The sequence below is a fragment of the Microlunatus kandeliicorticis genome (genome assembly GCF_014137855.1).
Taxonomy (GTDB): Bacteria; Actinomycetota; Actinomycetes; order Propionibacteriales; family Propionibacteriaceae; genus Microlunatus; species Microlunatus kandeliicorticis.
The window spans coordinates 447,725-472,125 of the sequence record NZ_JACGWT010000003.1; the positions used below are offsets into that span (position 1 = coordinate 447,725).

25 protein-coding genes are annotated in these 24,401 nt (G+C 73.2%); 13 read left to right on the forward strand and 12 right to left on the reverse strand.

Features of this window, described 5'->3' with window-relative positions:
- Positions 1 to 61: 61 nt before the first annotated feature.
- The 4 genes from FHX74_RS11160 to glp all read right to left on the reverse strand — a co-directional run bounded on the left by FHX74_RS11160 (position 62) and on the right by glp (position 3,034).
- Complete coding sequence (locus FHX74_RS11160) at positions 62 to 700, reverse strand: GNAT family N-acetyltransferase (protein WP_268926004.1); 639 nt, start codon at positions 698 to 700, stop codon at positions 62 to 64.
- Positions 697 to 1,191 (reverse strand): MogA/MoaB family molybdenum cofactor biosynthesis protein, encoded by a 495-nt coding sequence (locus FHX74_RS11165; protein WP_182560176.1) that lies wholly within the window; start codon positions 1,189 to 1,191, stop codon positions 697 to 699. Before FHX74_RS11165 ends, FHX74_RS11160 begins: the two co-directional genes overlap by 4 nt.
- Complete coding sequence (gene moaC, locus FHX74_RS11170; protein ID WP_220483861.1) at positions 1,184 to 1,630, reverse strand: cyclic pyranopterin monophosphate synthase MoaC; 447 nt, start codon at positions 1,628 to 1,630, stop codon at positions 1,184 to 1,186. Before moaC ends, FHX74_RS11165 begins: the two co-directional genes overlap by 8 nt.
- Positions 1,631 to 1,705: 75 nt before the next feature.
- Positions 1,706 to 3,034, reverse strand: a complete 1,329-nt coding sequence (gene glp / locus FHX74_RS11175; protein WP_182560178.1) for a molybdotransferase-like divisome protein Glp — start codon at positions 3,032 to 3,034, stop codon at positions 1,706 to 1,708.
- 104 nt (positions 3,035 to 3,138) lie between these two features.
- Between glp and ligD the strand changes: the two genes are divergently transcribed.
- Positions 3,139 to 4,101, forward strand: a complete 963-nt coding sequence (gene ligD, locus FHX74_RS11180) for a non-homologous end-joining DNA ligase (protein WP_182560179.1) — start codon at positions 3,139 to 3,141, stop codon at positions 4,099 to 4,101.
- Positions 4,102 to 4,307: 206 nt separating this feature from the next.
- On the opposite strand, the gene FHX74_RS11185 is transcribed toward ligD, so the two are convergent.
- Entirely contained in the window at positions 4,308 to 4,850 is a 543-nt protein-coding gene (locus FHX74_RS11185; protein ID WP_182560180.1) for a mycothiol transferase, read from the reverse strand.
- A gap of 41 nt (positions 4,851 to 4,891) precedes the next feature.
- Here FHX74_RS11185 and panD point away from each other — a divergent pair, with 41 nt between their 5' ends.
- Genes panD through FHX74_RS11205 form a run of 4 tightly spaced genes read left to right on the forward strand, consistent with a single transcriptional unit; the run spans position 4,892 to position 7,587 of the window.
- On the forward strand, positions 4,892 to 5,314 hold the full coding sequence (gene panD, locus FHX74_RS11190) for an aspartate 1-decarboxylase (protein ID WP_235970632.1): 423 nt from the start codon (positions 4,892 to 4,894) through the stop codon (positions 5,312 to 5,314).
- Positions 5,315 to 5,319: 5 nt separating this feature from the next.
- A complete protein-coding gene (gene panB / locus FHX74_RS11195) occupies positions 5,320 to 6,135 on the forward strand; it encodes a 3-methyl-2-oxobutanoate hydroxymethyltransferase (protein ID WP_328823766.1) in 816 nt (271 codons plus the stop codon).
- Between the two features lie 7 nt (positions 6,136 to 6,142).
- Positions 6,143 to 6,988: a pantoate--beta-alanine ligase gene (gene panC, locus FHX74_RS11200; protein ID WP_182560182.1), complete on the forward strand. Its 846-nt coding sequence runs from the start codon at positions 6,143 to 6,145 to the stop codon at positions 6,986 to 6,988.
- On the forward strand, positions 6,985 to 7,587 hold the full coding sequence (locus FHX74_RS11205) for a 5-formyltetrahydrofolate cyclo-ligase (RefSeq protein ID WP_182560183.1): 603 nt from the start codon (positions 6,985 to 6,987) through the stop codon (positions 7,585 to 7,587). The genes panC and FHX74_RS11205 overlap by 4 nt, the downstream gene beginning before the upstream one ends.
- Positions 7,588 to 7,654: 67 nt before the next feature.
- Here FHX74_RS11205 and FHX74_RS11210 read toward each other — a convergent pair whose 3' ends face one another.
- Together FHX74_RS11210 and ileS are read right to left on the reverse strand one after the other, a co-directional pair.
- The gene (locus FHX74_RS11210; protein ID WP_182560184.1) at positions 7,655 to 8,740 is read right to left on the reverse strand and encodes a ScyD/ScyE family protein; all 1,086 of its coding nucleotides are present in this window, start codon (positions 8,738 to 8,740) and stop codon (positions 7,655 to 7,657) included.
- A 216-nt stretch (positions 8,741 to 8,956) separates the two neighbouring features.
- Positions 8,957 to 12,232: an isoleucine--tRNA ligase gene (ileS, locus tag FHX74_RS11215; protein WP_182560185.1), complete on the reverse strand. Its 3,276-nt coding sequence runs from the start codon at positions 12,230 to 12,232 to the stop codon at positions 8,957 to 8,959.
- A gap of 286 nt (positions 12,233 to 12,518) precedes the next feature.
- Here ileS and FHX74_RS11220 point away from each other — a divergent pair, with 286 nt between their 5' ends.
- The gene (locus FHX74_RS11220; RefSeq protein ID WP_182560186.1) at positions 12,519 to 13,223 is read left to right on the forward strand and encodes a DUF805 domain-containing protein; all 705 of its coding nucleotides are present in this window, start codon (positions 12,519 to 12,521) and stop codon (positions 13,221 to 13,223) included.
- 66 nt (positions 13,224 to 13,289) lie between these two features.
- Here FHX74_RS11220 and FHX74_RS11225 read toward each other — a convergent pair whose 3' ends face one another.
- Positions 13,290 to 13,799, reverse strand: a complete 510-nt coding sequence (locus FHX74_RS11225) for a mycothiol transferase (RefSeq protein ID WP_328823767.1) — start codon at positions 13,797 to 13,799, stop codon at positions 13,290 to 13,292.
- Between the two features lie 141 nt (positions 13,800 to 13,940).
- On the opposite strand from FHX74_RS11225, the gene FHX74_RS11230 reads away from it, so the two are divergent.
- Positions 13,941 to 14,642, forward strand: a complete 702-nt coding sequence (locus FHX74_RS11230) for an SDR family NAD(P)-dependent oxidoreductase (protein ID WP_182560187.1) — start codon at positions 13,941 to 13,943, stop codon at positions 14,640 to 14,642.
- Between the two features lie 52 nt (positions 14,643 to 14,694).
- On the opposite strand, the gene FHX74_RS11235 is transcribed toward FHX74_RS11230, so the two are convergent.
- Positions 14,695 to 17,325 (reverse strand): penicillin acylase family protein, encoded by a 2,631-nt coding sequence (locus FHX74_RS11235; protein WP_182560188.1) that lies wholly within the window; start codon positions 17,323 to 17,325, stop codon positions 14,695 to 14,697.
- Between the two features lie 121 nt (positions 17,326 to 17,446).
- Between FHX74_RS11235 and FHX74_RS11240 the strand changes: the two genes are divergently transcribed.
- From FHX74_RS11240 to mscL, 3 genes are all read left to right on the forward strand, one after another.
- Positions 17,447 to 17,803: an FmdB family zinc ribbon protein gene (locus tag FHX74_RS11240; RefSeq protein WP_182560189.1), complete on the forward strand. Its 357-nt coding sequence runs from the start codon at positions 17,447 to 17,449 to the stop codon at positions 17,801 to 17,803.
- Between the two features lie 114 nt (positions 17,804 to 17,917).
- Positions 17,918 to 18,607, forward strand: a complete 690-nt coding sequence (locus FHX74_RS11245; RefSeq protein WP_182560190.1) for an SAF domain-containing protein — start codon at positions 17,918 to 17,920, stop codon at positions 18,605 to 18,607.
- A 157-nt stretch (positions 18,608 to 18,764) separates the two neighbouring features.
- On the forward strand, positions 18,765 to 19,253 hold the full coding sequence (gene mscL / locus FHX74_RS11250; protein ID WP_182560191.1) for a large conductance mechanosensitive channel protein MscL: 489 nt from the start codon (positions 18,765 to 18,767) through the stop codon (positions 19,251 to 19,253).
- Positions 19,254 to 19,410: 157 nt separating this feature from the next.
- On the opposite strand, the gene FHX74_RS11255 is transcribed toward mscL, so the two are convergent.
- Complete coding sequence (locus FHX74_RS11255; protein ID WP_182560192.1) at positions 19,411 to 19,782, reverse strand: hypothetical protein; 372 nt, start codon at positions 19,780 to 19,782, stop codon at positions 19,411 to 19,413.
- A 95-nt stretch (positions 19,783 to 19,877) separates the two neighbouring features.
- On the opposite strand from FHX74_RS11255, the gene FHX74_RS11260 reads away from it, so the two are divergent.
- Genes FHX74_RS11260 through FHX74_RS11270 form a run of 3 tightly spaced genes read left to right on the forward strand, consistent with a single transcriptional unit; the run spans position 19,878 to position 21,605 of the window.
- Positions 19,878 to 20,285, forward strand: coding sequence for a hypothetical protein (locus FHX74_RS11260; RefSeq protein ID WP_182560193.1), 408 nt, complete (start codon positions 19,878 to 19,880; stop codon positions 20,283 to 20,285).
- On the forward strand, positions 20,282 to 20,905 hold the full coding sequence (locus FHX74_RS11265) for a TetR family transcriptional regulator (RefSeq protein ID WP_182560194.1): 624 nt from the start codon (positions 20,282 to 20,284) through the stop codon (positions 20,903 to 20,905). Before FHX74_RS11260 ends, FHX74_RS11265 begins: the two co-directional genes overlap by 4 nt.
- A gap of 55 nt (positions 20,906 to 20,960) precedes the next feature.
- Complete coding sequence (locus FHX74_RS11270; protein WP_182560195.1) at positions 20,961 to 21,605, forward strand: malonic semialdehyde reductase; 645 nt, start codon at positions 20,961 to 20,963, stop codon at positions 21,603 to 21,605.
- 269 nt (positions 21,606 to 21,874) lie between these two features.
- Here FHX74_RS11270 and FHX74_RS11275 read toward each other — a convergent pair whose 3' ends face one another.
- Both FHX74_RS11275 and FHX74_RS11280 read right to left on the reverse strand, forming a co-directional pair.
- Complete coding sequence (locus FHX74_RS11275; protein ID WP_182560196.1) at positions 21,875 to 23,254, reverse strand: UTP--glucose-1-phosphate uridylyltransferase; 1,380 nt, start codon at positions 23,252 to 23,254, stop codon at positions 21,875 to 21,877.
- A 43-nt stretch (positions 23,255 to 23,297) separates the two neighbouring features.
- Positions 23,298 to 24,395 (reverse strand): alpha/beta hydrolase, encoded by a 1,098-nt coding sequence (locus FHX74_RS11280; RefSeq protein WP_182560197.1) that lies wholly within the window; start codon positions 24,393 to 24,395, stop codon positions 23,298 to 23,300.
- Positions 24,396 to 24,401: the final 6 nt, after the last annotated feature.

The window sequence follows — 24,401 nt, forward strand, 5'->3', positions numbered from 1 at the left end:
TGTCGGCCGGAACACCCTGTGATCAGGGAGATCTCAGCGCGGGCTCGGCTTCGGGACGGGGTCAGGCGGGCGCCGACGGACGCAGCCGCTCCCACCTGTTGATCATGCCCTCGGGCACCTCCTCGGCGTTCAGCGCGAACACCAGATGATCACGCCACTCGCCGTCGATGTGCAGGTAGCGCGGCCGCAACCCCTCCGGGCGGAAGCCCAGCTTGGTCACCACCCGGAGGCTCTTGCCGTTCTCGGGCCGGATCGCCACCTCGATCCGGTGCAGCCGCATCACCCGGAAGCAGTAGTCGCAGGCCATCGCCACCGCGGTCGGGACGATCCCCCGGCCGGCCCACTGCTGATCGATCCAGTAGCCGACCTGCCCCCAGGACGCCGAGCCCGCCACGATCCCGCTCACCGTCAGCTGCCCCACCAGCTGCTGGCGGCCGTCCGGGTCGGCGTAGACGATCAGCCAGGGCAGCATCCGGCCCTCGCGGGCCTGCTTGGTCAGCATCCGCACCAGCGCGCCGTAGCTGTGCGGTCCGGCCTGCGACCCGGGCGGCATGGTCGCCTCCCAGGGCCGCAGCCAGTCGAGGTTCCGCCGCCTCACCCGCTCCCACTCGGCTCCGTCGCGGAGCCGCATCGGCCGCAGGGTGACCCGGCCGTGGGTCAGCGTGACCGGCCACCGGTGGGTGCCGTACTGGCCGATCAATGGTCCTCGCCCCGCAGCTGGGCCACTGCGTGCGGCAGCACCGGCCCGAGCACCGCCATCCCGTCCCGGACGCCGCCGCGCGAGCCGGGCAGGTTGACCACCAGCGTCCGGCCGGCCACCCCCGCAACACCACGGCTCAGCACCGCGGTCGGGACGCCCTGGGCCAGCCCGTGCGCCACGATCGCCTGGGCCACCGCGGGCAGTTCGTAGTCGAGCACCGCCCGGGTCACCTCGGGCGTCCGGTCCGCCGGGCCGATCCCGGTGCCGCCGGTGGTCACCACCACCGCGACGCCGTCCGCGACGGCCCGTCGGAGCTCCGCGCCCACCGGGTCCCCGTCGGGAACCACCACTGCCGGCTCGACCGCGAACCCCAGCCCGGCCAGTGCCTCGACGACGATCGGGCCGGAGCGGTCCTCGTAGACCCCGGCGGCCGCCCGGTCGGAGGCGGTGACCACCCTGGCGGTCGGCCGCTCGCCGGCCGGTTCAGCCACCGCCGGACCCCGGGTCGCGGACCCAGTCACCGCGCCGTCCGCCGGTCTTCGCCTCGACCCGGACGTCGGTGATCACCGCCCCGCGGTCGACCGCCTTGATCATGTCGATCATCGCCAGCCCGGCCACGCTGACCGCGGTCAGCGCCTCCATCTCGACCCCGGTCCGCTCGGCGGTCCGGACCGTCGCGGTGATCAGCACCCCGTCGTCGACCACGGTCACGTCGCAGTCCACCCCGGTGATCATCAACGGGTGGCAGAGCGGGATCAGCTCGGGGGTCCGCTTGGCCGCCTGGATCCCGGCGATCCGGGCCACCGCGAGCGCGTCGCCCTTCGGCACCTCGCCGGTCCGCAGGGCGGCGACCGCCGCCGCGGACAGCCGGACCCGGCCGCTGGCCGTCGCCGTGCGGACGCTGACCGGCTTGTCGCTGACGTCGACCATCCGCGCGGCCCCGCGCTCGGTCAGGTGCGGCAGCCGGGCGGGGTCAGCCGGCTGCGTCGGGTCCGTGGTCACCGCTCACTCGTCGCCGAGCAGCCAGACGTCCACCTCGTCGCCCTGGGCCACGAAGTCGACGTCCTCGGCGAGCAGCACCAGCGTGTTCGCCCGGACCAGCCCGCCGAGCAGGTGCGACCCCGGTCCGCCGACCAGCGACACCGCCCGCCCGCCGTCGCGGTCGCTCTCGACCAGCCCGCGGGCGAACTGTAGCCGGTTGGGCAGCGACCGCATCGGGTGCGCAGCGCGGCAGCGGACCGGTTCGCGCTCGTAGGGAGTGGCACCCATCAGCCGCCGGATCACCGGCCGGACGAACGCCTCGAACGAGACGAAGCTGCTCACCGGGTTGCCAGGCAGCATGATCATCGGCACCCGGTCCTCGCCGATCAGCCCGAACCCCTGCGGCTTGCCCGGCTGCATCGCGACCCGGGCGAAGTCGGTGGCGCCGAGCTCGGGCATCACCTGCTTGATCACGTCGTAGTCGCCCTCGCTGATCCCGCCGCTGGTGAGGATCAGGTCGGCCCGGACGAGCTGGTCGGAGATCAGCTGCTTGACCGCGGCCGGGTCGTCGTCGACCAGCCCGACCCGGAACACCTGCGCGCCGGCCGCCTTGGCCGCCGCGGCGAGCAGGTAGGAGTTCGAGTCGTAGATCTCCCGGTCGCTGCTGAGCCGGTGGCCGGGCTGGACCAGCTCGGTGCCGGTGGAGACCACCACCACCCGCGGCCGCGGCCGCGGCCGCACCGTCACCTTGTCCAGGCCGATGCCGGCGAGCAGCCCGATCGCCCGCGGGCCGAGCCGCTGGCCCTCGCGGAGCACCACGGTGCCGGCGGCGACGTCCTCGCCGCGCCGGCGCACGTGCTGGCCGAGCACCGACGGCTCGACCACGGCGACCTCGCGCTCGCCGCGGTCGGTCGCCTCGTAGGGCACCACCGCGTCGGCGCCGGGCGGCAGCGGGGCGCCGGTCATGATCTTCATCGCCGACCCGGGCGAGAGCCGGTGCGGCGCCACCTGGCCGGCGGCGATCTCCCCGACCACCGGCAACCGGACCGGGGTGTCGCTCGAGGCCGTCTCGACGTCGTGCGCCTGGACGGCGTACCCGTCCATCGCCGAGTTGTCGAAGCCGGGCAGGTCGACCGCCGCGCTGACGTCCTCGCACAGGCACAGCCCGACCGCGTCGAGCAGCTGCTGGCTGAACGGCGGCAGCGGGTCGACGCAGGTCAGCAGGTAGTCGCGGTGGTCGGCCATCGCGCGCAGCCCGTCGACGGTGTCGGCGGGCGGGGCGGGCAGCGCCGGCCGCTCGGTGCGCTCGACCAGCGGCCGTTCGGAGTCGCGTCGTCGACCGAACAGGGGCATGGGCCCCACCCTAGTGTTCGACCACGGCCGAGCCGCGGACCTCGGCGCCGGGGTGCGGGTCCTTGTCGCCCACCGGCGTCGGTGCCGACCAGTAGCGTGAGGACATGGCCAGCAGCAAGCCGCCCGCCGCCGAGCTCGAGGTGGGCGGCCGCACGGTGAAGATCACCAACCCGGACCGGGTCTACTTCTCCGCGCGGGACGAGACCAAGCTCGACCTCGCCCACTACTACCTCGACGTGGCCGACGGGATCACCCGGGCGCTGTACGAACGACCGTGCATGCTGCACCGCTTCCCCACCGGCACCGACGGCGAGAAGGTGCACCAGAAGCGGCTGCCGCACGGCGCCCCGGACTGGGTGGAGACCGTACGGGTCACCTTCCCGCGGTATGCGCGGACCGCCGACGAGCTCTGCGTCACCGAGCCGGCCATGGTGGTCTGGGCGGTGCAGATGTCCACCGTCGAGTTCCACCCGTGGAACAGCCGCCGTGCGGACGTGGAGAAGCCCGACGAGTGGCGGATCGACCTCGACCCCGGGACGGAGTGCGACTTCGCCCGGGTGCAACGGGTGGCCGGAGTGGCCCACGAGGTGCTCGACGAGCTCGGGGCGGTCGGCTGGCCGAAGACCTCGGGCGGGAACGGGCTGCACGTCTACGTCCGGATCGGTGCCGAGCACGGGTTCGGCGACCTGCGCCGGGCCGCGCTGGCCTTCGCCCGCGAGGTCGAGCGGCGCACCGACGACGCGACCACCACCTGGTGGCGCAAGGACCGCGACCCGTCGAAGGTCTTCGTCGACTACAACCAGAACACCCGCGACCACACCATCGCCGCCGCCTACTCCGTCCGCGGCAACCCCGAGGGCACCGTGTCGACGCCGGTCCGCTGGGAGGAGATCGACGACGTCGACCCGCGCGACTTCACCATCGCCACCGTCCCGGCCCGCTACGCCGAGCTCGGCGACCTGCACGCGGGCATCGACGACGCCGTCTTCTCCATCGCCCCGCTGCTGGAGTGGGCCGACCGGGACGAGAAGCAGGGCGCCGAGACGCCGCCCGAACCCGAGGCCTGACGACCGCGCTTCGACAGGCTCAGCGCGCGTTCCTCGGCGACCACCCCGTGCCCTGCGCTCAGCGCGCGTCCCCCAGTGGCCACCCGGGGCCCTGAGCCTGTCGAAGGGCCAGGGCCGTGCTCCCCCGCCGCGCTTCGACAGGCTCAGCGCGCATGCTCCCGGCGCGCGAGCTCCCCGGCGCGCTTCGACAGGCTCAGCGCGCGTTCTCAGTCCAGGACCAGGTGCTGGCGGCCGTCGATCAGCTCGCGGACGGCGTCGGCGTGGCCGGCGTGGGTGGCGGTCTCGACCAGCAGGTGCACCAGCACCTCGGTGCCGGTCGCGGGACGCCAGTCGCCGAACAACCCGTCGGGCCACCAGGCGACCGGGGCGGCCAGGTCGATCCCCGCCAGCACGGCGTCGCTCCGGCCGCACTCCGCCGTGTAGCCGGCCACGGCGTCCGCGGCGCTGATCCCGGCCCCGAGCCGCCAGCCGTCCTGGTTCGCCGCCAGCAGCTCGGCCGCGCGCGGATCACCGCCGAGCACCCCGCTGACCCAGAACAGCTCGTCGTCGTGGGTGACGTGGCTCAGCAGCTGGGGCAGCGTCCAGCCCGAGGGCAACAGCACCCGCTGGGCGGTCTCCTCGTCCAGCCCGTCGAGCGCGTCGAGCAGGTGCCGGCGCTGGGCGGCCAGCTGTCCGAGCAGCTGCTCGCGCACCGGGTCGGGTTTCGGCCGGGACGGCGGGCCGGCGGGCGTTCCGGCGTCATCGCTCATGACCGTCACGCTAGGGCCTGCACGTAGACTCGTGGGTCGTGATGCGGACGATGTTCAAGTCGAAGATCCACCGGGCCACGGTGACCCACGCGGATCTGCACTACGTCGGTTCGCTCACCATCGACGCCGAGCTGATGCGGGCCGCCGACCTGCTCCCCGGCGAGCAGGTCTCGGTGGTCGACGTGACCAACGGCGAGCGGCTCGAGACCTACGTGATCGAGGGTGTTCCCGGCTCCGGGGTGATCGGCGTCAACGGCGCCGCGGCCCACCGGATCCACCCGGACGACACGGTGATCATCATCTCGTACGGCCAGTTCGACGACGCCGAGGCGCGGACGTTCACCCCGACCGTCGTGCACGTCGACCGCCAGAACGCGATCCTCGGGGTCGGCTCCGACCCGGCCGAGTCGCTCGACGACCGGGCGGCCACCCCGGTCGGCGCCCTCCGCGCCGCGCAGGGCTGACCGCCGTGCCTCGACGGGTCCGGATCCCCGACCTCCAGGCGGCCAAGCGCGAGGGCCGGCGCTGGGCGATGCTGACCAGCTACGACACCTCCACCGCGGCGATCTTCGAACAGGCGGGCGTCGAGGCGCTGCTGGTCGGCGACTCCGCCGCCAACACCGTCTACGGCTATCCGAGCACCCTGGCCGTCACGGTCGACGAGCTGATCCCGCTGGCCGCCGCGGTGGTCCGCTCGACCAGCCGCGCGCTGGTGGTGGCCGACCTGCCGTTCGGCTCCTACGAGCAGGGGCCGGCCCAGGCGCTGGCCACCGCCACCCGGTTCATGAAGGAGACCGGCTGCGCCGCGGTCAAGCTCGAGGGCGGGGTCCGGATGGCCGCCCAGATCGCCGCGATCACCGCCGCCGGCATCCCGGTGATGGGACACATCGGCTTCACCCCGCAGTCCGAGCACGGCCTCGGTGGTTACCGGGTGCAGGGCCGCGGCGAGCAGTCCGACCGGGTTCGCGCGGACGCCCGGGCGGTGGCCGAGGCGGGCGCGTTCGCGGTGGTGCTCGAGATGGTCCCGGGGCCGCTGGCCACCGAGATCACCCGCGAGCTGCCGATCCCCACCGTGGGCATCGGCGCCGGGGCGGGCACCGACGCCCAGGTGCTGGTCTGGCAGGACATGGCCGGTCTGACCCCGCGGACCGGCAAATTCGTCAAGCGGTACGCCGAGCTCGGCACCGTGCTCGGGGACGCGGCCCGCGCCTACGTCACCGAGGTGGCCGAGGGCACCTATCCGGGACCTGAGCACACCTTCGACCTGCCCGCCGACCCGGCGTGAGGCGACGGTGAGGGTCGCGCGGTCGAGGGCCGAGCTGGCCCAGCTGCGGCCCGAGCTGACCGGTCGGCTGGGTTTCGTCCCCACCATGGGCGCGCTGCACGACGGGCACCTGTCGCTGGTCGAGCAGGCCCGGAGCCGCGCCGACGCGGTCGCGGTGAGCATCTTCGTCAACCCGCTGCAGTTCGGGCCGACCGAGGACTTCGACGCCTACCCGCGACCGATCGAGGACGACCTGGCCCGGTGCGAGGCGGCCGGCGTCGCCCTGGTCTTCGCCCCCACCGCCGCCGACCTGGTCGGCACCGACCCGCAGGTCCGGGTCAGCGCCGGGGCGCTCGGCACGGTGCTCGAGGGCGCCAGCCGCCCCGGGCACTTCGACGGCGTGCTCACCATCGTGCTCAAGCTGCTGCACCTGGTCGCGCCGGACGTCGCCGTGTTCGGCCGCAAGGACGCCCAACAGCTCGCCTGCATTGAGGCGATGGTCGCCGACCTGGACGTGCCGGTCGAGATCGTCGGCGCGCCGATCGTCCGCGAGCCGGACGGGCTGGCGCTGTCCAGCCGGAACGCCTACCTGACGCCCGAGCAGCGGGCCGACGCGGTCGCGCTCTCCCGGGCCCTGACCGCCGCGGCCTGGGAGACCGACGCCGAAGGCGCGCTGCGGGCCGGCCGACGGGTGCTGGCCGCCGCCGAGGCCGCCTCGCCCTGGGTGGCCACCGACTACGCGGCCCTCGTCGACCCGCGGACGTTCGCGCCGGTCGGCGCCGACCACCGCGGTCCGGCTCTGCTCGCGCTGGCCGTCCGGGTCGGCAGCACCCGGCTGATCGACAACCGGCTGCTCGAGCTCACCGGGCCGTGAGCGACGACCCGACCGCGGCCAAGCGAGCGCTGCGCCGCGAGCTGCTGGCCGCCCGCCGGGACCGCCCGGAGGCGCTCCGGGCCCGGTCGGACAAGGCCCGGCTTGCGGTGCTCGGCGCGCAGCTGGCCGCCACCGCGCCCGCCTGCGTGGCCTGCTATCTGTCCGCGCCGCCCGAGCCCGACACGGTGAAGCTGATCGGTCGGCTCGCCGCCGCCGGAGTGGAGGTGCTGCTCCCGGTGGTGCCGGCGGTCGACCGGGCCGGTGGGCTGCCGGAGCCGGACTGGGCGCTCTACGCCGGCCCGGACCGGTTGGCCGAGGGCGGCTTCGGGATCGTCGGGCCCACCACCGCCCCACAGGGCGCCGAGGCGCTCGGCGGGGCCGAGCTGATCATGCTCCCCGGGCTGGCCGGCACCCGGCACGGTGACCGGTTGGGCCGGGGCGGCGGCTGGTACGACCGGGCGCTGGCCCACGCGACCCCCGGCGTCCCGACCGTGCTGCTGCTCGACGACGACGAGGTGCTCGAGACCCTCCCGACCGAGCCGTGGGACCGCCGGGTGAGCACGCTGGTCACCCCGCGCGGCTGGATCGACTGCGGTTGAGCCGCGCCCCCGCCGCTCACTCCTCCCCCTGGAGCGGCGACGGGGGCGCGTGGTCCTGTTGGGCCGGTCAGCTCGCCGGCACGAAGGCCGAGCGGTGCACGGTGACCACCTGGCCGGCGTCCTGGATGCCGACGAACCCGGCGATCGCCCACGCCGAGGCGTAGAGCCGGCCGTGCGACCAGAGCAGACCGGACGGCATCGTGACGGCGGCGAAGGTCTGGTGACCGCAGCGGTCGATCCGGACGATCCGGCCCACCGTGCTCGGGTCGAAGTCCGGCCCGGGCTCGCCGGCCGGGGCGCCGTAGGTCACCTCGGAGGCGTAGACGTTCCCGCGCCGGTCGAGGGCGACCCCGGTCGGCGCGTCCAACCCGCTGATCACCCGCAGGATCCTCCAGGTGCGGGCGTCCAGCACGTAGATCCGGCCCTGACCCGGAGCCTCGGCCGAGAGCCCGGACACGTACAGCGTGTTCCGCGGACCGGCCACGATCCCGGTCGGCACCGGGTCGCACCCGGTGCCGTCGGCGGTGTTGTTGCCGGTGTTCCCCGAGCAGAGACTGCCGGTCCGGACCAGCGGCAGCGCCTTCGCCCGGGTCACCGCGCCGTCCCGGAGCCGCACCCGCAGCAGGTCGTTCGCGCCCGCGTCGGCCACGATCACCGAGTCGCGGTGCACGGGGTCGGGGACCACGTAGTAGGGGTTGCTCAGGCTGTCGGCGTCCGGACCGGTCTGCTGGACCTGTCCGTCGGGGTTGTTCGCCTTCTCGTAGGCGAGCAGGTCGGTGATCTTGCGGGGCGTCCCGCCGTCGCGGGCCACGAACACCGAGGCCGCCGTCGACGGCAGCGGGGTGTCCTGACCTCCGCCGGTGACGATCACCAGCCACCGGCCCATCCGCGTCACGCCCTGCGGCTGCGCGTCGCCGAACCCCGTCACGGCGACGCTCTTCGCCCCGGTCCATCGGTCGATCCGGGTGATCTGTCTCGGCCCATTCTCGGCCACGTACAGGTAGCGACCGCCGTCGGCGATCTGGAACGGCCCGTTGAGACCCGAGGCCACCACCCGGACCGGTGACGGCGACCCGCCTCCCCGGCTCTCGGCCGCCGCCGGTGCGACGGTCAGTCCTACGGCACAGGTCGCCGCCGCGGTCACGGCGAGCACACGCGCTGCGTTGCGCATTCGATCCCCCAAGACGATCACCGGACGGACCCCGGTGGCCCGTTCTCCGGGCAACGTAGCGGCTGCGCTGTGCTTTCGCTGAGAAACTCAGAAAGTCAGAAAAGTGGACGATCCCGCCACCGGCGAGCGCCGCGACGGGCCCGTCCGCGGGTGCGGACGGGCCCGCCGGGGCAGGCTCTCACCGCCGGCGGTCGAAGGTCAGCGACGCTCGAGCGCGACGACCCAGACCGCGCGACCGCCCCCGAGGTCGACCCGGGTGTCGCCGCTCGGATCTGCGACCTCCAGCTCGAGGGTCAGGGTCTCCTCGCGGATCAGCTCGGCGTGCCGTTCGACCGCGGCCCGGACCTCGTCCTCACCGCCGAGCACCAACCGGATCCGGTCGCTGACCTCGAGCCCGGCGTCGCGTCGCGCCTGCTGGACGGCCCGGACGACGTCGCGCGCCACCCCCTCGGCGGCCAGCTCGGGCGTCACCTCGGTGTCCAGCACCACGAAGCCGGAACCGGGCAGGGTGCCGACCGCGCGGTGGTCTTCCCCCTCGCCGGCGCCGGTGATCACCGTCTGCAGGGTGTACTCGCCCTCCTGCAGGGCGATGCCGCCGCTGACCACGGTGCCGTCGTCGCCGACCGACCAGTCCCCGCTCTTCGCGGCCCGGATCGCAGTCTGGACGTCCTTGCCCAGCCGTGGCCCGGCGGCGCGGGCGTTGACCTGGAGGGTCTGGCTGACCCCCATCGCGGCCCCCGCCTCGGACAGCTCGACCAGCTCGACCCCGCGGACGTTGAGCTCGTCGGCGATCAGCGCGGTGAACGGCGCGAGCGCGGCCGCGTCCTCGGTGACCACGGTCAGCGAGGTCAGCGGCAGCCGGACCCGCAAGCCGTTCGCCTTGCGCAGGGCCGATCCGGCCGAGCAGACGTCGCGGACGCGGTCCATCGCGGCGACCAGCCCCGGGTCGTCGGGCAGGGCGGTGGCGTCCGGCCAGTCGGTCAGGTGGACCGACCGCTCACCGGTCAGCCCGCGCCAGACCTCCTCGGTGATCAACGGCAGCAGCGGCGCGGCCACCCGGCAGGTGGTCTCGAGCACGGTCCACAGCGTGTCGAACGCGGCGACCGAGGTCTCGCTCTCGCCGTCCCAGAAGCGGTCCCGCGACCGCCGGACGTACCAGTTGCTCAGCACGTCGAGGAACCCGCGGACCGCGTCGCAGGCCGCGGCCACGTCGAGCTGGTCGAGCGCGCTCTCGACCTCCACCACCAGCTGGCGGAGCTTGGCCAGCACGTAGCGGTCGAGCACGTCGGTCGAGTCGACCGACCGCTTCGCGTCGTACCCCTGCCCGCCGCGGGCCACCCCGGCGTAGAGCGCGAAGAAGTACCAGGTGTTCCACAGCGGGATGATCACCTGCCGGACGCCCTCGCGGATGCCCTGCTCGGTGACGATCAGGTTGCCGCCGCGCAGGATCGGGCTGGACATCAGGAACCAGCGCATCGCGTCGGCACCGTCGCGGTCGAAGACCTCGCGGACGTCGGGATAGTTGCGCAGCGACTTGCTCATCTTCTGCCCGTCGCTGCCCAGCACGATGCCGTGGCTGATGCAGCTGCTGAACGCCGGCCGGTCGAACAGCGCGGTGGCCAGGACGTGCATGGTGTAGAACCAGCCGCGGGTCTGCCCGATGTACTCGACGATGAAGTCGCCCGGGTAGTGGTGCTCGAACCAGTCGGTGTTCTCGAACGGGTAGTGCACCTGCGCGTAGGGCATCGAGCCGGAGTCGAACCACACGTCGAGGACGTCCTCGACCCGGCGCATGGTCGACCTCCCGGTCGGGTCGTCCGGGTTGGGTCGGGTCAGCTCGTCGATGAACGGCCGGTGCAGGTCGGTGACCTCCACCCCGAAGTCGGCCTCGAGCTCGGCGATCGAGCCGTAGACGTCGATCCGCGGGTAGGCGGGGTCGTCGGAGCGCCAGATCGGGATCGGGCTGCCCCAGAAGCGGTTCCGGCTGATCGACCAGTCGCGGGCGTTGGCCAGCCACTTGCCGAACTGGCCGTCCTTGACGTGCTCGGGCACCCAGGTGATCTGCTGGTTGAGCTCGCCCATCCGGTCCTTGATCGCCGTGACCTGGACGAACCAGCTCGAGACGCCCTTGTAGATCAACGGGTTCCGGCACCGCCAGCAGTGCGGGTAGGAGTGGGCGTAGCTCTCGTGCCGGAGCAGCACCGTGCCCCGGGTGACGGAGCTGCCCTTCGACGGGCTCAGGGCACCGTGGTCCTGGCTCAGGGCCCGGGTGCTCGCCTTGAGGTCGTCGATGATCGGCAGGTTGGCGTCGAAGACGAGCAGCCCGGCGTAGTCGTCGACCGGCGCGGTGAACTTGCCGTCCGGACCGACCGGCATCACCGCCTCGATGCCCTCGCGGTCGGTGACCTCCTTGTCGTCCTCGCCGAAGGCCCCGGCAGTGTGCACCAGACCGGTGCCGTCCTCGGTGGTGACGAAGTCGCCCGGGACGATCCGGAACGCGTTCTCGTGCCCCAGGTAGTAGGAGAACGGCGGCGTGTAGGACCGGCCGAGCAGGTCGGACCCCTTCAGCCGTTCGACGACCCGGTCCGCGGCGTCCTCCCCGAGCTCGCGCGCGTACGCGCCGAGCCGGGCCTCGGCGATCACGAACCGCTCGTCGGCGTAATCACCGGTGCCCTGCACCACCACGTAGTCGATGTCCTCGCCGACCACGATGGCCAGGTTGCTCGGCAGCGTCCACGGCGTGGTGGTCCAGATCAGCGCCAACTCACCGGTCTCCAGCCGCAGCCCGACGGTCACCGCCGGGTCGTTGCGGATCTGGTAGACGTCCTCGTCCATCCGCAGCTCGTGGCTCGACAGCGGCGTCTCGTCGTTCCAGCAGTAGGGCAGCACCCGCCAGCCCTCGTAGACCAGACCCTTGTCGTACAACGACTTGAAGGCCCACAGCACGCTCTCCATGAAGGTGATGTCGAGCGTCTTGTAGTCGTGGTCGAAGTCGACCCAGCGGGCCTGCCGGGTGACGTAGTCCTGCCACTCCTCGGTGTACTTGAGCACCGAGGACCGGCAGGCCTCGTTGAACTTCTCGATGCCCAGCCCGAGGATGTCCTCCTTGGTCTTGAGCCCGAGCTGGCTCATCGCCTCGAGCTCGGCGGGCAGCCCGTGGCAGTCCCAGCCGAAGCGGCGCTCGACGTGCCGGCCGCGCATGGTCTGGAAGCGCGGGACGATGTCCTTGACGTAACCGGTCAGCAGGTGCCCGTAGTGCGGCAGCCCGTTGGCGAAGGGCGGGCCGTCGTAGAAGACGAACTCGTTGGCCCCGTTCTCGCCGGTCGGGTTGCGGTCGACCGAGGCGGCGAAGGTGCCGTCGGCTCGCCAGTAGCCGAGCACCCGCTCCTCGATCTCGGGGAAGCGCGGACCGGACGGGACGCGGAACGCCTCCTCGCCGGGAGTGCGGCCGCTGCTGGCTTTCGGGTAGACCATGGTCGTCGTCTCTCTCGTGCTGCGTTCCGCACGAGGACGACGCGCCGACCTGCCGGTCGCCGACGCCGCGGTACCACCTCGCTTGCCGTCCGCACCGGGGTCCCGGGCGGACGACCGCTCGTTCGACGGCTGTCACGGGCCTACCCGTCCGGGTCTAGTGAGGCCCGCCGCGACGGGCCCGTTCTTCCGGAGGCTCACCGGTGATGGCCGGATCACTGCCTGTGCGGACGATCCTAGCGAAACGCCTGACGGCGGCCCAACGGATTGCCTTCGGCACACTGGACGCATGAGTCACGGCCCTCTCGCCCCTGGGGGCGCCGTCCCGGTCGGTCCGGAGCCGCCGCTGAACCAGCCGGCCTACGTCATCGGTCTCGGCGCCGCGGTCCGTCGCGCGCTCCGGAAGTACGCCGTCTTCCACGGCCGGGCGAGCCGGCGCGAGTTCTGGTGGTGGTGTCTGGCCCAGGTGATCTGCTTCGCCGTGATCGAGGCGCTCACCCTGTCGATCGGCGCCGCCACCGCGGACGCCGCCGGCACCTCGCAGAGCCCGCTGCTCGCGCTGCCGCTGACCCTGCTCGGCCTCTGGGTGCTCGGGACGATCGTGCCGAGCATCGCGGTCAGCGTCCGCCGGCTGCACGACGCCGGCCACACCGGCAAGCTCTATCTGCTCAACCTGCTCAACGCGTTCGGCTTCGTCGGCGCGGTGGTCGTGCTGGTCTTCTGCGCACTGCCGAGCTCACCGTCCGGCGTCCGGTACGACCGGCTCGAGCCGGGCCAGGCGCCGATCCTCCCGGCGGGACCGGCCGGCTGGACGCCGGCGTCGCCCTACCCCGCACAGGCTTGGCCCCAGCAGCCCTACCCGCAGCAGCCGTTTGCGCAGCAGCCGTATGCGCAGCCGTTTCCGCAGCCGCAGGACTATCCGCAGCAGCCCTACCCGGGTCCGTCGGCCAGCGATCCCGACGAGGTCTGGCGGCGGCCGCCGCCCGGGAGCTGATCGGTCACGTCGCGGCCGGTCCGGGGCAGCGGCCGGCGCTCCTCCCCGACCGCCAAGTCCCGGAGCTCAGAGCCCGGCGCGCTCGGCCAACCCGCGCAGGTAGGCGGCCTGACCGACGTGCTGGGTGATGTCGCCGATCACGCTGACCAGCCGGGCCGACAGGGTCACCGGCGGGTCCCAGTTCTCGTCGACCACCCGGGCCAGGTCGTCCTCGGTGAGCTCCTCGACGAACTGGATCGTCGCCGCGTGCACCTCGCCGTGGTACTCGGCCAGCAGGGCCGGGTCGACGCGGACCTTCGCGACGTCGTCGCTGTCCTGGGCGTAGCCGGTCTCGTCCGGGTCGAACGGCAACCCGAACTGCTCACGCCACTTCGGCCAGATCTGCTCGGTCCCGGCCACCCCCGCGACGTGGTCGTCCTGCACCCGGCTGAGGTGCCAGACCAGCCAGTCGATGGTGTTGGCCTCGGCGTCGGGCCGGTAGGTGGCGGCGTCCAGACTCAGCCCGTCGGTCACCGCGACGACCAGCTCGTGGACCCGCTCGAAGGCGTCGACGAGCAGCACGTTGGCAGCGTTCATGCTCCCCAGTCTCGACCTCGGCGGGCCGCTGCGCCCGACCGGGGGCCCACCGGTCGTGCATCCGGCTCCGGCCGGCCGCGCGAACCTCGCCGACGAGCGGCGGCCGGACGGTCCGCTGTCCCGCGAGCGGAGGAGGCACGGGTGCAGGACCAGGAACCGGCGGTGCTGGTGGTGGGCGCGACGGGCGTGCTCGGGCAGGCGATCGCCGCCCGGCTGGCCGAGCGCGGGGCCCGGCTCGCGGTGATCGGGCGCGACGCCGACCGGCTCGCGGAGGTCGCCGAGCGCACCGGCGCGGTGAGCCGACAGACCGCCGACCTGATCGACGCCGACGCCGTGCGGTCGGCGGTGCAGGCATCGGCCGAGGCGCTCGGCGGGCTCGACGGCCTGGTCGTGGCGGCGGGCGTGGCCGCCTTCGGGCCTGCGGTCGACGAGGACGACGCGGTGGTCGAGGAGCTGTTCGCGGTGAACACCCTCGGCGTGATGACTGCCGTCCGGTCCGCGGTCCCGCAGTTGCGCGAGGGCGGCGCGGTCGCGGTGATCAGCGCGGTGCTGGCCGACGTCCCGACCGCCGGGATGGCCGCCTACTCGGCCAGCAAGGCTGCGACGGCGACCTGGCTCGAGGTGCTCCGGCGCGAGCTCCGGCGCAGCAGGATCGACGTCCTCGACGCCCGCCCGCCGCACCTGGAGACCGGGCTGTCCGACCGCGCGCTGGCCGGGCAGCCGCCGAAGCTGCCCCCGGGCGGCGACATCGACGAGGTGGTCCGGCTGATCGTCGAGGGCCTCTACGACGGCCGCCGCGAGCTGGTCGCCGACCTCAAGGCGGGCACGCTCGAGCTGCGCTGAGCCGGTGCCCCGGCGGGTGCCGCGGCCGGCCGCGACGCTCAGGAGGAATTAGTCAGCCGCTGGGGGTCAGCACCAGGGTGTGCCGGCGGGCGGCCTCGACCGCGGGCCGGGTGAACGCGAACGGCAGGAACCGGCCGGCCACCCACAGCGCGGTCTGGTCGTCGTAGTCGGGGTTCCAGGCGTGTCCGGACACCCCGCTCTGGTTGACCCAGCGCGAGGCGTCGACGGCGGACCAGTCCACCAGCATCCGCATCGCAGGGCCGTTCTGGACGCTGTAGCCGTCGTTGCCGAAGGACATCGCGTTGACCACCGCGGGACCGCCGGGCACCGGGAACGGACCGACGTTGAGCAGCCACTCGACCGGCTTGATCCCGCTGGTCCCCAGCGTCTGGTTGCGCAGCGTCACCTGGTGGATCCGTCCCCAGCTCCATCCGCGGGGGTCCCGGGACATCAGGGCGGTGATGTCCTTGCGGGCCTGGGTCATCGCGGCGACCAGCATGTCGTCGCGGGTCTCCCGGCGCGGGGTGCGGGCGTCGTCCCACCACGGGTTGTCCGGCTGTTTCAGCAGCCGGGCCACCACCGCGTACCAGCGGTCCCCGCCGTCGGCCTGTTGGTCGGCGGGCAGCTGGTCGTCGAAGGTGACTTTCAGCAGGTCGGCGAAGACGACGCTGAACCACGCCGCCGCCGCCGAATCGGTCCCCGCCCGGTAGTCCCAGCCGACCAGCGTCTGCTGGCCCTCCCGGACCCACGGGTCGTTCACCCTGACCTTGAGCAGCGCGGGCACGATCTGCTCGGCGTAGCGCATCGTGTCGTCGCTGAACAGCTGCTCGGCCGCCTCCGGGCTCAGCGGCCGGGTGGCCGAGATCCGGTCGATCAGCTCCTGGCTGCGCCAGCCGTAGGAGTAGTCGGCGCCGAGCTTGTACGGGTACTGCGCGCCGATCACCGTCTGGTTTGCGGTGACCACGAACCCCCGCGACGGGTCGAGCTCCCAGGGCAGCGCGTCGAAGGGGATGCTGCCGCGCCAGTCGTAGGCCTTGTCCCAGCCGGGGGCGGGAAGATCACCGGATCCCCTGCCCCGCAACGGCAACCGGCCGGGCAGCTGGTAGCCGATGTGGCCCGCCCGGTCGGCGTAGACCATGTTCTGCGACGGCCCGGTGAACAGGCGGGCGGCGTCGCGGAACTCGGTGAAGTCCTGCGCGGTGTCGATCGCGAACAACGCGTCCATGCTGCGTCCTGGGGTCAGCGCCTCCCAGTCGAGCGCGACCGCGTAGCCGTCGCCGGGTGGCCGCCCCGACTCCCCCGTCGGCCCGTCCCGGCCGACCTGCCGGAGCTGCGGGTCGACGTCGGAGAGCAGTGGGCCGTGACGCGACACCCGGACGGTGATCGTCCGCGGGGTCGCCTCGCCCCGCACCCGGATCTGTTCGGTGCGGACCTGCAACGGCTGCCAGGACGACCCGACCCGCGCGGTGTCGCCGCGGAGCTGCTCGAGGTAGAGGTCCTGGGCGTCGGGATAGGAGTCGGTGAAGCCCCAGCTCATCGCGTCGTTGTGGCCGATGATCACGCCGGGCATCCCCGAGAACGAGAAACCGCTGACGTCGAACGGGCAGCGCGCGCTCACCGTTCGGCAGTGCAGCCCGACCTGCATGAAGATCGACGGGATCGAGACCGCCAGGTGCGGGTCGTTGCCGAGCAGCGGGCGTCCGGTGGTGGTCCGCGACCCGGACACCGCCCAGGCGTTGGAACCGATCCCGGCGTCCGAGCCGCCGCGGCCGAGCACCGCCGGGATCGTGGTCCAGGCCCGGGCGGCCGCCTCGAGCGCGGGGACGGCGGCGTCGAGCTGGCCACCGGTGAGCCCGTCCAGACCCGATCCCGACGCGCTCCGCCCCGAGCCGGTCGACGAGCCCGTCACGGAGCCCGGGGACGTCCCGAGCGGTGCCGGCCGACCCTGGCTGCGGCCGGCGGCGAGGTCGAAGCGGCCGTCGCGGACCGTCCCGCTGCCCACGATGGGCTGGAACTGGTCGAGCTGCTGCGGCGGGTAGAGGTCGGCGGCGCGGGCCGCTCCCAGCTTGGCGGTGATCAGCGCGCGAGCGGTCTCCTGGTCGCTGTTGCCGTCGAGGTCCCAGGCCATCGCCTTGAGCCAGGCGAGCGAGTCGACCGCCGTCCAGTCCTCCGGGGTGTAGTCGAGCCCGGTCAGCCGCAACAGCGAGTACTCGACCGACATGTCGGCCGGCGCGTTGTTGCGGATGTAGGCGTTGACCCCGGCGGCGTAGGCGTCGAGATAGCGCCGGGTGCTCGGCGAGAGCACCGCCAGCTCGGCCTGGGCGGCGCGCCGCCAGCCGAGGGTGCGGATGTAGGCGTCGGTGCCGACCTGCGAGGCCCCGAACAGCTCCGACAGCCGGCCCGCGGTGATGTGGCGTCGGACGTCCATCTCGAAGAACCGGTCCTGGGCGTGGACGTAGCCCTCGGCCTCGAACAGGTCCTCCGGGTCGTCGGCGTAGATGTCGGGGATGCCGTTGGCGTTCCGGATCACCTCGACCGGCGCGCTGAGGCCGGCGATCCGCAGCTGCCCGTCGACGGTCGGGAACGGACGACGCACGGTGGTGACCAGCAGGCTGCCGCCGGCCGCGAGAACCAGGACCAGCACGAACACGCCGAACAGCAGCCAGCGAGGGATCCGACGCACCGCGTCATGCTAACGACGCAGCCGCGCCGCACCGGCTTAGCAGTCGTTATGCTTGAGTGCCAGTCGAAACCGTTGACGGCCCGGGCACCACCCGGCGCCGGTGTCGATGCGAGAGAGTCCGATGCCTACCTACCAGTACCGCTGCACGTCCTGCGGTCGCGACCTCGAGGTCGTCCAGAAGTTCACCGACCCGGCCCTGACCGAGTGCCCGACCTGCCAGGGCGAGCTCCGCAAGGTCTTCAACGCGGTGGGCGTGGTGTTCAAGGGCAGCGGCTTCTACCGGACCGACAGCCGCTCCGACCCGAAGGGCGGCTCGGAGAAGAAGTCGTCCACGGAGAAGAGCTCGTCCGACACCTCCTCGACCTCCTCCACGGATTCCTCGAGCGGCTCGTCGGGCGGCTCGTCGAGCGGTGAGAAGAGCAGCGGCAGCGGCTCCACCGGCACGAGCAAGGCCGCCGCCGGCACGAGCTCGAACTAGTCCTCCCGTCCGCGGCCGGCCGTCCGTCCACAGGACGCCGGTTGTCCTGGCGGCTCGCGTGGAGCCTGTGGACGACACCCGCGGGCCCGGGCCGACCGTCCCAGGGTGGTAGGCATGAGGCCTCTCCGTCCCGCACCGACGCCCCGCCGCTCTGCCACCGGGTCGCGGCGCCGACGGTCGCTGTTCCACGACCTGTATCACGAACTGGGCCGGGCGGTCTCCTGGCATCGCCGCAAGCTCGCCGCGGTCGCCGCGGTCGGGGCCGTGCTGGCCACGGTCAGCGCGGCGCTCCCGCCCGACCGCCCGAGCACCGAGGTGCTGGTGACGACTACGGCGCTGGCCGGCGGCGTGACCCTCGGGTCCACCGACGTCACCCTCCGCCGCCTGCCCGAGGACGCCGTGCCGACCGGGGCCGCGACCGATCCGGCCGCGGTCGTCGGACGCACCCTGGTCGCGCCGCTGCCCGCGAACGCCGTGCTGACCGACCTCAGCGTGCTGTCGGACCGCACCCTGGCCGATCCCGGGCTGGTGATCGCACCGCTGCGGATCGGTGACGCCACGATCGCCGGTCTGCTCCGGGTGGGCGACCGCGTCGACGTCGTGTCCGGGGCCACCGCCGGGTCGCGCGCGACGGTGGTCGCCTCCGACGTCCGGGTGGTCGCCCTGCCCGCCGACCCCGGCGCGGACGGCCTCGGCGTGACCGCCGGTGGGAACGGCGGGCAGCTGGTGCTGGTGGCGGCCACCCCGGAGCAGGCGGCGGCCCTGGTCGACCTCGGCACGGACGCCGGCGTGATCTTGCACTGACCGACCGCGACGGTGCTGTCGTGGAGCCGTCGCCAGGCCCTACGCTGTTGCCGCTCAGTCGACGGCCTGACCGAGCAGCGGTCGCGACATCGGTTCGTCTCGAACCGATCCCGTCGCACAGACCGTTCCGTCGTCAGCACTAGAGGGGGAACCACCCATGAGCACGAACAATCCGCAGCCGAACCGCAACGACCGTCTCCGTGGCGCCGGGGGTGCGCTCGCCAAGGGCACCGGCGACACCCTCAACGGCTTCAAGAACTTTCTTCTCCGCGGCAACCTCGTGGAGCTGGCCACCGCCGTGATCATCGGCACCGCCTTCACGGCCGTGGTCAAGAGCTTCACGGACATCCTGTGGCAGATCATCGGCAAGTTCGGTGGCGTGCCCGACTTCACCAACAAGCTGGTGTGGGGACTCTCGGTGGGCGCCTTCCTGAGCGCTGTGCTGTCCTTCCTCCTGATCGCCGCGGTCCTCTACTTCCTGGTGATCACGCCCTACAACCGGGCGCGCGCACTCAACTCGCAGAAGGAGGAGGCCGAGCCCGCGGTCACCAGCGAGGACCTGCTGACCGAGATCCGCGATATCCTCCGCGAGCAGCAGAACGGCACCTCCACCACCGTCACGGACCCGACCCGCCCGATCGCCTGACCCTCCGGTCCGCGTGATCGTCCGCGCGGACCACAGCACGGTCGTCGAGAGCCCGTCGCGTCTCCGCCCACCCGGCGGCGACGCGGCGGGCTCGCCGCGTTCCGGTGTGGCGGTGGTGATCATCACCGCGTCGACCGGCCGCACTCGGTGGTCGCGATCAGTAGTGCGGGGGGACGTCGCGGAGCAGCCGCAGCTCGTCCGGCCCCGGCGCCCGGTCCTTGATCACCGGAGCCCGCTGCGACGCCTGGGGGAGACCTCTGCGCTGCAGCTCGGTCATCAGCTCGGTCATCAGCGCAGCCAGCTGAGCGGCCCCCAGTCCGGCGCGCAGCCGGTCCGGCACCGGGTGCGGCCAGGGCTGTCCGGTGGCTCGGGCGTCCGCCTGCGCCGCAACCGGGCTCTCCCCCGCCTCGGCCAGCCGCGCGAGCACCCGGTCGAGGTCCGGCGCGACGGCGTCGGGCCAGTCGGGGTGGTCGTGACCGGTGAGCGCCCACCCGAGGGCGCGGTCCCAGGGCGCGGGGTCGGCAGACACCGCGCCAGCCTAGGACCGCGGCGCGCGAACGCCGGTCGTCCTGATCCTCAAGAAACCCGATCGCTATTGACTCATCAGTCATTACTGTTGACCACATGGTCAACAAGCGCGACTTCTCGCTCTCCACCGCCGCCCCGCTGCGCGCCGCCGTCGGCGTCTATGTCGCCCTGGTCGCGGCCACGCTGGTCGCACTCGCGGTGCTGTCGGCGGTCGATCCGCCCCTGGCGACGTCGGAGGCCTGGGGTCATGCCATCGTCGTGGCCGTGTTCGCCGTCCTGCTGCCGCTCCGGCTCCGCGCCGCGCTGCGCGGCAGCCGCGGGGCGCTCCGCGCGGTCGGCCTGATCGCCGGGCTGCTGGTGCTGGTCAACGCGGTGGAGGCGGCGATCCCGCGGTTCGTCCCGACCTGGATGCGGGTCGAGATGGTCGTGGTCGCGGTGCTGATGGCCGCGGTGGTCCTGCTGGTCGCCCTCACCGCCCGGGCTCGCGACGCCGGACGGGCGTGAGCCCGGTGGCGGAGCGGCGGCGACTGAGTCCCGAGGCGCGGCGCGCCCAGCTCGAGCGAGCCACCCTGGAAGTGGTCGCCGCGGTGGGGTACGCCGCCGCCGGCGCGGACGCGATCGCCGCCGCCGCCGGGGTGTCCAAAGGGTTGCTCTGGCACTACTACGACGACCTCGACGCCCTGATGGCGGCCGCCGCCCGGCGCGGGCTGGCCGAGCTGGTCGGTGAGGTCGCCTCGGCGGTGGAGCTGGAGGCGCCGGTGCCGGCGCTGCTGCGCGGAGCGATCCACCGCGCAGCCCGGCTCCCCCGGACGCATCCGGACCACCTCCGCGCGATCCGCCAGATCGTCTCCGGTCTGCGGCACGCCGACGGCTCCCCGGTGCTCGACGAGGCCGAGTACGCCGGCCTGCAGACCGCCCAGCAGGCGCTGTTCGCCCGGGGCCAGGCCGAGGGGGACGTCCGCCCCGACCTCGACGCCGGGATGCTGGCCGCCACCTACCAGGCCGCGGTCGACGGGATGGTCGACCGACTGCTCCGGCACCCCGAGCTCGACCCGGGACCGGTCGCCGAGCTCACCGCGACCGTGCTGCTCGACGGACTGGCCCGCGACGCCCACACCGGGTGACCCGCTTCACACCCGGGGCGGGAATCCCCACGAGACGGTTGAGGTTTCAACCGCCATGACCACCCTCGACTACGATCTACGCTCCCTCGACCAGGACTTCGAGAGCGACCTGCTGGCTCTGGACCCCGAGGCCCAGCAGCTGCTGTTCACCGAGGCCCGGACCGCCAACGCCTTCACCGACGAGCCGGTGAGCGACGAGCAGATGCGCGCGGTGCACGACCTGGTCAAGTGGGCTCCCACCGCGATGAACACCCAGCCGCTGCGGGTCGCACTGGTCCGCAGCCCGGAGGTCCGCGAGCAGCTGGTCGCCGCGATGAGCGAGGGCAACCGCGACAAGACCCGCACCGCCCCGCTGGTCGCCGTGCTGGCGGCGGACGTCGACTTCCACGAGGAGATGGACCGGACCGCGCCGCACGCGACTGCCGCCCGGGACCGCTTCGCCTCGGCCGAGCAGGCCCGCGAGGACGTCGCCCGCACCAACGCGCTGCTGCAGGCCGCCTACTTCATGATCGGCGTCCGCGCCGCCGGGCTGGCCGCCGGCCCGATGGGCGGGTTCGACGCCGATGCGGTCAGCCGGGTCGCCTTCCCCGACGGCCGGCACCGGGCCGTCCTCGTGGTCAACATCGGCCACCCCGCCGAGGGCGCCTTCCGGCCGCGCCAGGCGCGACTCGGCTTCGACGAGGTCGTCACCGTCCTCTGAGGCACGACCACGACGCCCTTCGACAGGCTCAGGGGCCGTCCTGGGTGGGAGGGCTCAGGGCACGATCCGCCCGCCCTTCGACAGGCTCAGGGAGCTACTGGGTGGGAGGGCTCAGGGCACGATCCGCCCGCCGCGCCCTTCGACAGGCTCAGGGGCCGTCCTGGGTGGGAGGGCTCAGGGCACGGATGCGCGTACCGCGCCCTTCGACAGGCTCGGGTCACGGGTCTCCGACGGGTCACGTGCCCTGAGCCTGTCGAAGGGCCGGTACGTCAGCCGCTGATCAGCGCCCCGGTGGCCACCACCTCGGGGCTGCCCTGGTCGGGCAGCTCACCGGCGCCCTCCACCACGACGCCGCGTTCGAAGGTCCAGTCGCCGCGGACGGTGAGGCTCTTGGCCCGCTTCAGCGAGGGCGCCCCGGCCGGGAAACGCTGCTCGAACTTCCCGATCGTCTTGTAGAACGACGGGTCGAGGTCGATCAGCGGCGCCGGGTCGGCGACCCGGGTCAGCCGGCCGTCGCCGCCCACCTCGTAGACGTCCGAGCGCAGCAGCAGCAGGTCGTTGGTCGTCTTCACCGGCAGGAACCGCTCGCGGCCGACCCCGAGACAGGTCGCGCCCTCGAACACCTCGACCGCGGCGCCCATCGCGCTCTCGAGCTGGATCACCGCGGGTGACGAGCTGTCGGCCGGGTCGACGGTCTTCTCGTTCTTGATCAAGGGCAGCCCGAGCACCGCGTGCCGCTCCTTGAGGGTGGCGTCCAGCACCTCGAGGTCGAACCACAGGTTGTTCGTGTGGAAGTACGGGTGCCGCGACTCGTCGGTGAAGTAGTGCATGTCCTCCTTGGGCGTCTGCGCGGTCTCGCGCAGGATCAGCCGGCCGTCGGACTTGCGGATCGCCAGGTGGCCGCCCTTGACGTCGGCCGGGGTGCGGCGGCACAGCTCGGCCGCGTACGGCGCCCCGCTGGCCGCGAACCAGGCCGCGATCTTCGGGTTCGGCGCGGCCCCGAGGTTGTCGGAGTTGGAGACCGAGGCGTACCGGTAGCCCGCCGCGAGCAGCCGCTCGAGCACCCCGGAGGCGGCCAGCGCGGTGTAGAGGTCGCCGTGACCCGGCGGGCACCACTCGAGGGTCGGGTCGGCGGGCCACTCGACCGGGGCGAGGTCGTCGGCGCGGAGCTTCGGCTCCTGGTTCTGGACGAACTCGAGCCCGAGCCCGCCCACCTCGAGGCCGTCGTACCCGCTGAGTGCGGCGAGGGTGTCCTCGGAGGTGCGGAAGCTGTTCATGAACAGCAGCGGCAGGTCGACCCCCCACTGCTCGCGCGCCGCCCGGACCTGGGTGACGATCAGGTCGAGGAAGCTCTGCCCGTCGCGCACCGGGAGCAGCGACTTGGCCTTGTCCATCCCCATCGAGGTGCCCAGCCCGCCGTTGAGCTTGATGATCGCGGTCCTGGCGAAGGCGGCCCGCTGCTCCTCCTCGCCGATCTCCACGTCGGCGATCAGGGTCGGCTCGGCCACCGGGTCGATGCTGTCCTCGGGGATCATCCCGGTCGCGCCGGACTCGAGCTCGCCGTAGTAGTGGCTGAACACGGTGATCGCCTCGTCGGCCACCCCCGCGGCCCGCATCTTCTCCTGCGCCTGCTTCAGACCGTCGCTCATGGCCCCGATCGTAGGGGCCGGGTGCGGCGGCCACCACGCTCGGTCAGCCGGTGCGGGTGGCGCTCGGGCTGGGTCCGCTCGTCCCACCCGCGGTGCCGCTCGGGGTGGCGCCCGGCCGACCGGGCGCTGTCCCGGCAGGCAGGGCGGCGAGGAACTTCTGGGTGGCGGCGGCGATCTGCTGCTGCGCGCGCTCCCGCGACACCGTCGGCACGCCGTCACCGGGCTGGTTGCCGTAGTCGCCGAAGAACGCGTGCACCCCGCCCTGGACGACCACCGCGGTCGCGTCGGCGGGCAGCCGGTCACGGGCGGCGGCGATCCGGTCGGGGGTCTCCAGCCCGTCCTTCGACCCGGACACCGACAGCACCCGGAGGTCGGTGCGGGTCAGCGTCCCGGCCGGCTCGGAGGCGTAGAGGACCAGCCCGGTGAAGGTGCGGTCGTCGTCGGCGACGGTGGCCGCGGGGATCCCGCCGAGCGAGTGACCGCCGACCACCCACCGGGTGACCTCGGGATAGAGCGCTGGGATCCGACGGGCCGCGCCCGGGTCGAGCAGGCCGATCCCGAATGGCTCCTTGACCACCACGACGACGTAGCCGGCCTCGGCCAGCGGGCGGAGCAGGGCGGCGTAGGCGCGGGCGTCGACCCGGGCGCCGGGATAGAAGACCAGGCCCGTGGTGGGCGGGATCGCCGCCCCGGTGCGGGTCTCGCGGGTGGGGAACAGGGTGTACGAGGTCAGCCGCTGCACCACCCGGACCGTCGTGGTGGTGTCGAGCGCCTGCAGTGCGACAGGATCCGCGGCGAACGGCCGGCTCCAGCCGAGGAACCCCGTGGTGGCGAGCAGCAGGACCAGCACCGGGACCGACACCGCGGTGCGCCAGCGTCGGCGGGGCGGGTTGTCGCCGCCGCGCCGTCGTCGCAGCCGGTCGACCAGGACGACGACGGCGCAGATCGCCCCGACCACGCCGGTCACCAGCAGCGCGAACCCGATCACCAGGGTGACCGGGTGGCCGTTGAGCATCGGGTCCGGTCGGGTCAGACCGACCCAGGCGGGCACTGCGACCAGAGCCAGCGAGGCGACCAGCCAGACCGCCGCGAGCGCGCCACTGCTGCGCCGCTCGGGTCGGGTCGTCCTCCGCTGGGCCACCCGCGG

Coding starts and splice junctions, on each gene's coding strand:
- moaC (WP_220483861.1), bottom strand. CDS start 1,630: ATGGTCGACGTCAGCGACAAGCCGGTCAGCGTCCGCACGGCGACGGCC.
- glp (WP_182560178.1), bottom strand. CDS start 3,034: ATGCCCCTGTTCGGTCGACGACGCGACTCCGAACGGCCGCTGGTCGAG.
- ligD (WP_182560179.1), top strand. CDS start 3,139: ATGGCCAGCAGCAAGCCGCCCGCCGCCGAGCTCGAGGTGGGCGGCCGC.
- FHX74_RS11185 (WP_182560180.1), bottom strand. CDS start 4,850: ATGAGCGATGACGCCGGAACGCCCGCCGGCCCGCCGTCCCGGCCGAAA.
- panD (WP_235970632.1), top strand. CDS start 4,892: ATGCGGACGATGTTCAAGTCGAAGATCCACCGGGCCACGGTGACCCAC.
- ileS (WP_182560185.1), bottom strand. CDS start 12,232: ATGGTCTACCCGAAAGCCAGCAGCGGCCGCACTCCCGGCGAGGAGGCG.
- FHX74_RS11220 (WP_182560186.1), top strand. CDS start 12,519: ATGAGTCACGGCCCTCTCGCCCCTGGGGGCGCCGTCCCGGTCGGTCCG.
- FHX74_RS11225 (WP_328823767.1), bottom strand. CDS start 13,799: ATGAACGCTGCCAACGTGCTGCTCGTCGACGCCTTCGAGCGGGTCCAC.
- FHX74_RS11240 (WP_182560189.1), top strand. CDS start 17,447: ATGCCTACCTACCAGTACCGCTGCACGTCCTGCGGTCGCGACCTCGAG.
- FHX74_RS11245 (WP_182560190.1), top strand. CDS start 17,918: ATGAGGCCTCTCCGTCCCGCACCGACGCCCCGCCGCTCTGCCACCGGG.
- mscL (WP_182560191.1), top strand. CDS start 18,765: ATGAGCACGAACAATCCGCAGCCGAACCGCAACGACCGTCTCCGTGGC.
- FHX74_RS11260 (WP_182560193.1), top strand. CDS start 19,878: ATGGTCAACAAGCGCGACTTCTCGCTCTCCACCGCCGCCCCGCTGCGC.
- FHX74_RS11270 (WP_182560195.1), top strand. CDS start 20,961: ATGACCACCCTCGACTACGATCTACGCTCCCTCGACCAGGACTTCGAG.
- FHX74_RS11275 (WP_182560196.1), bottom strand. CDS start 23,254: ATGAGCGACGGTCTGAAGCAGGCGCAGGAGAAGATGCGGGCCGCGGGG.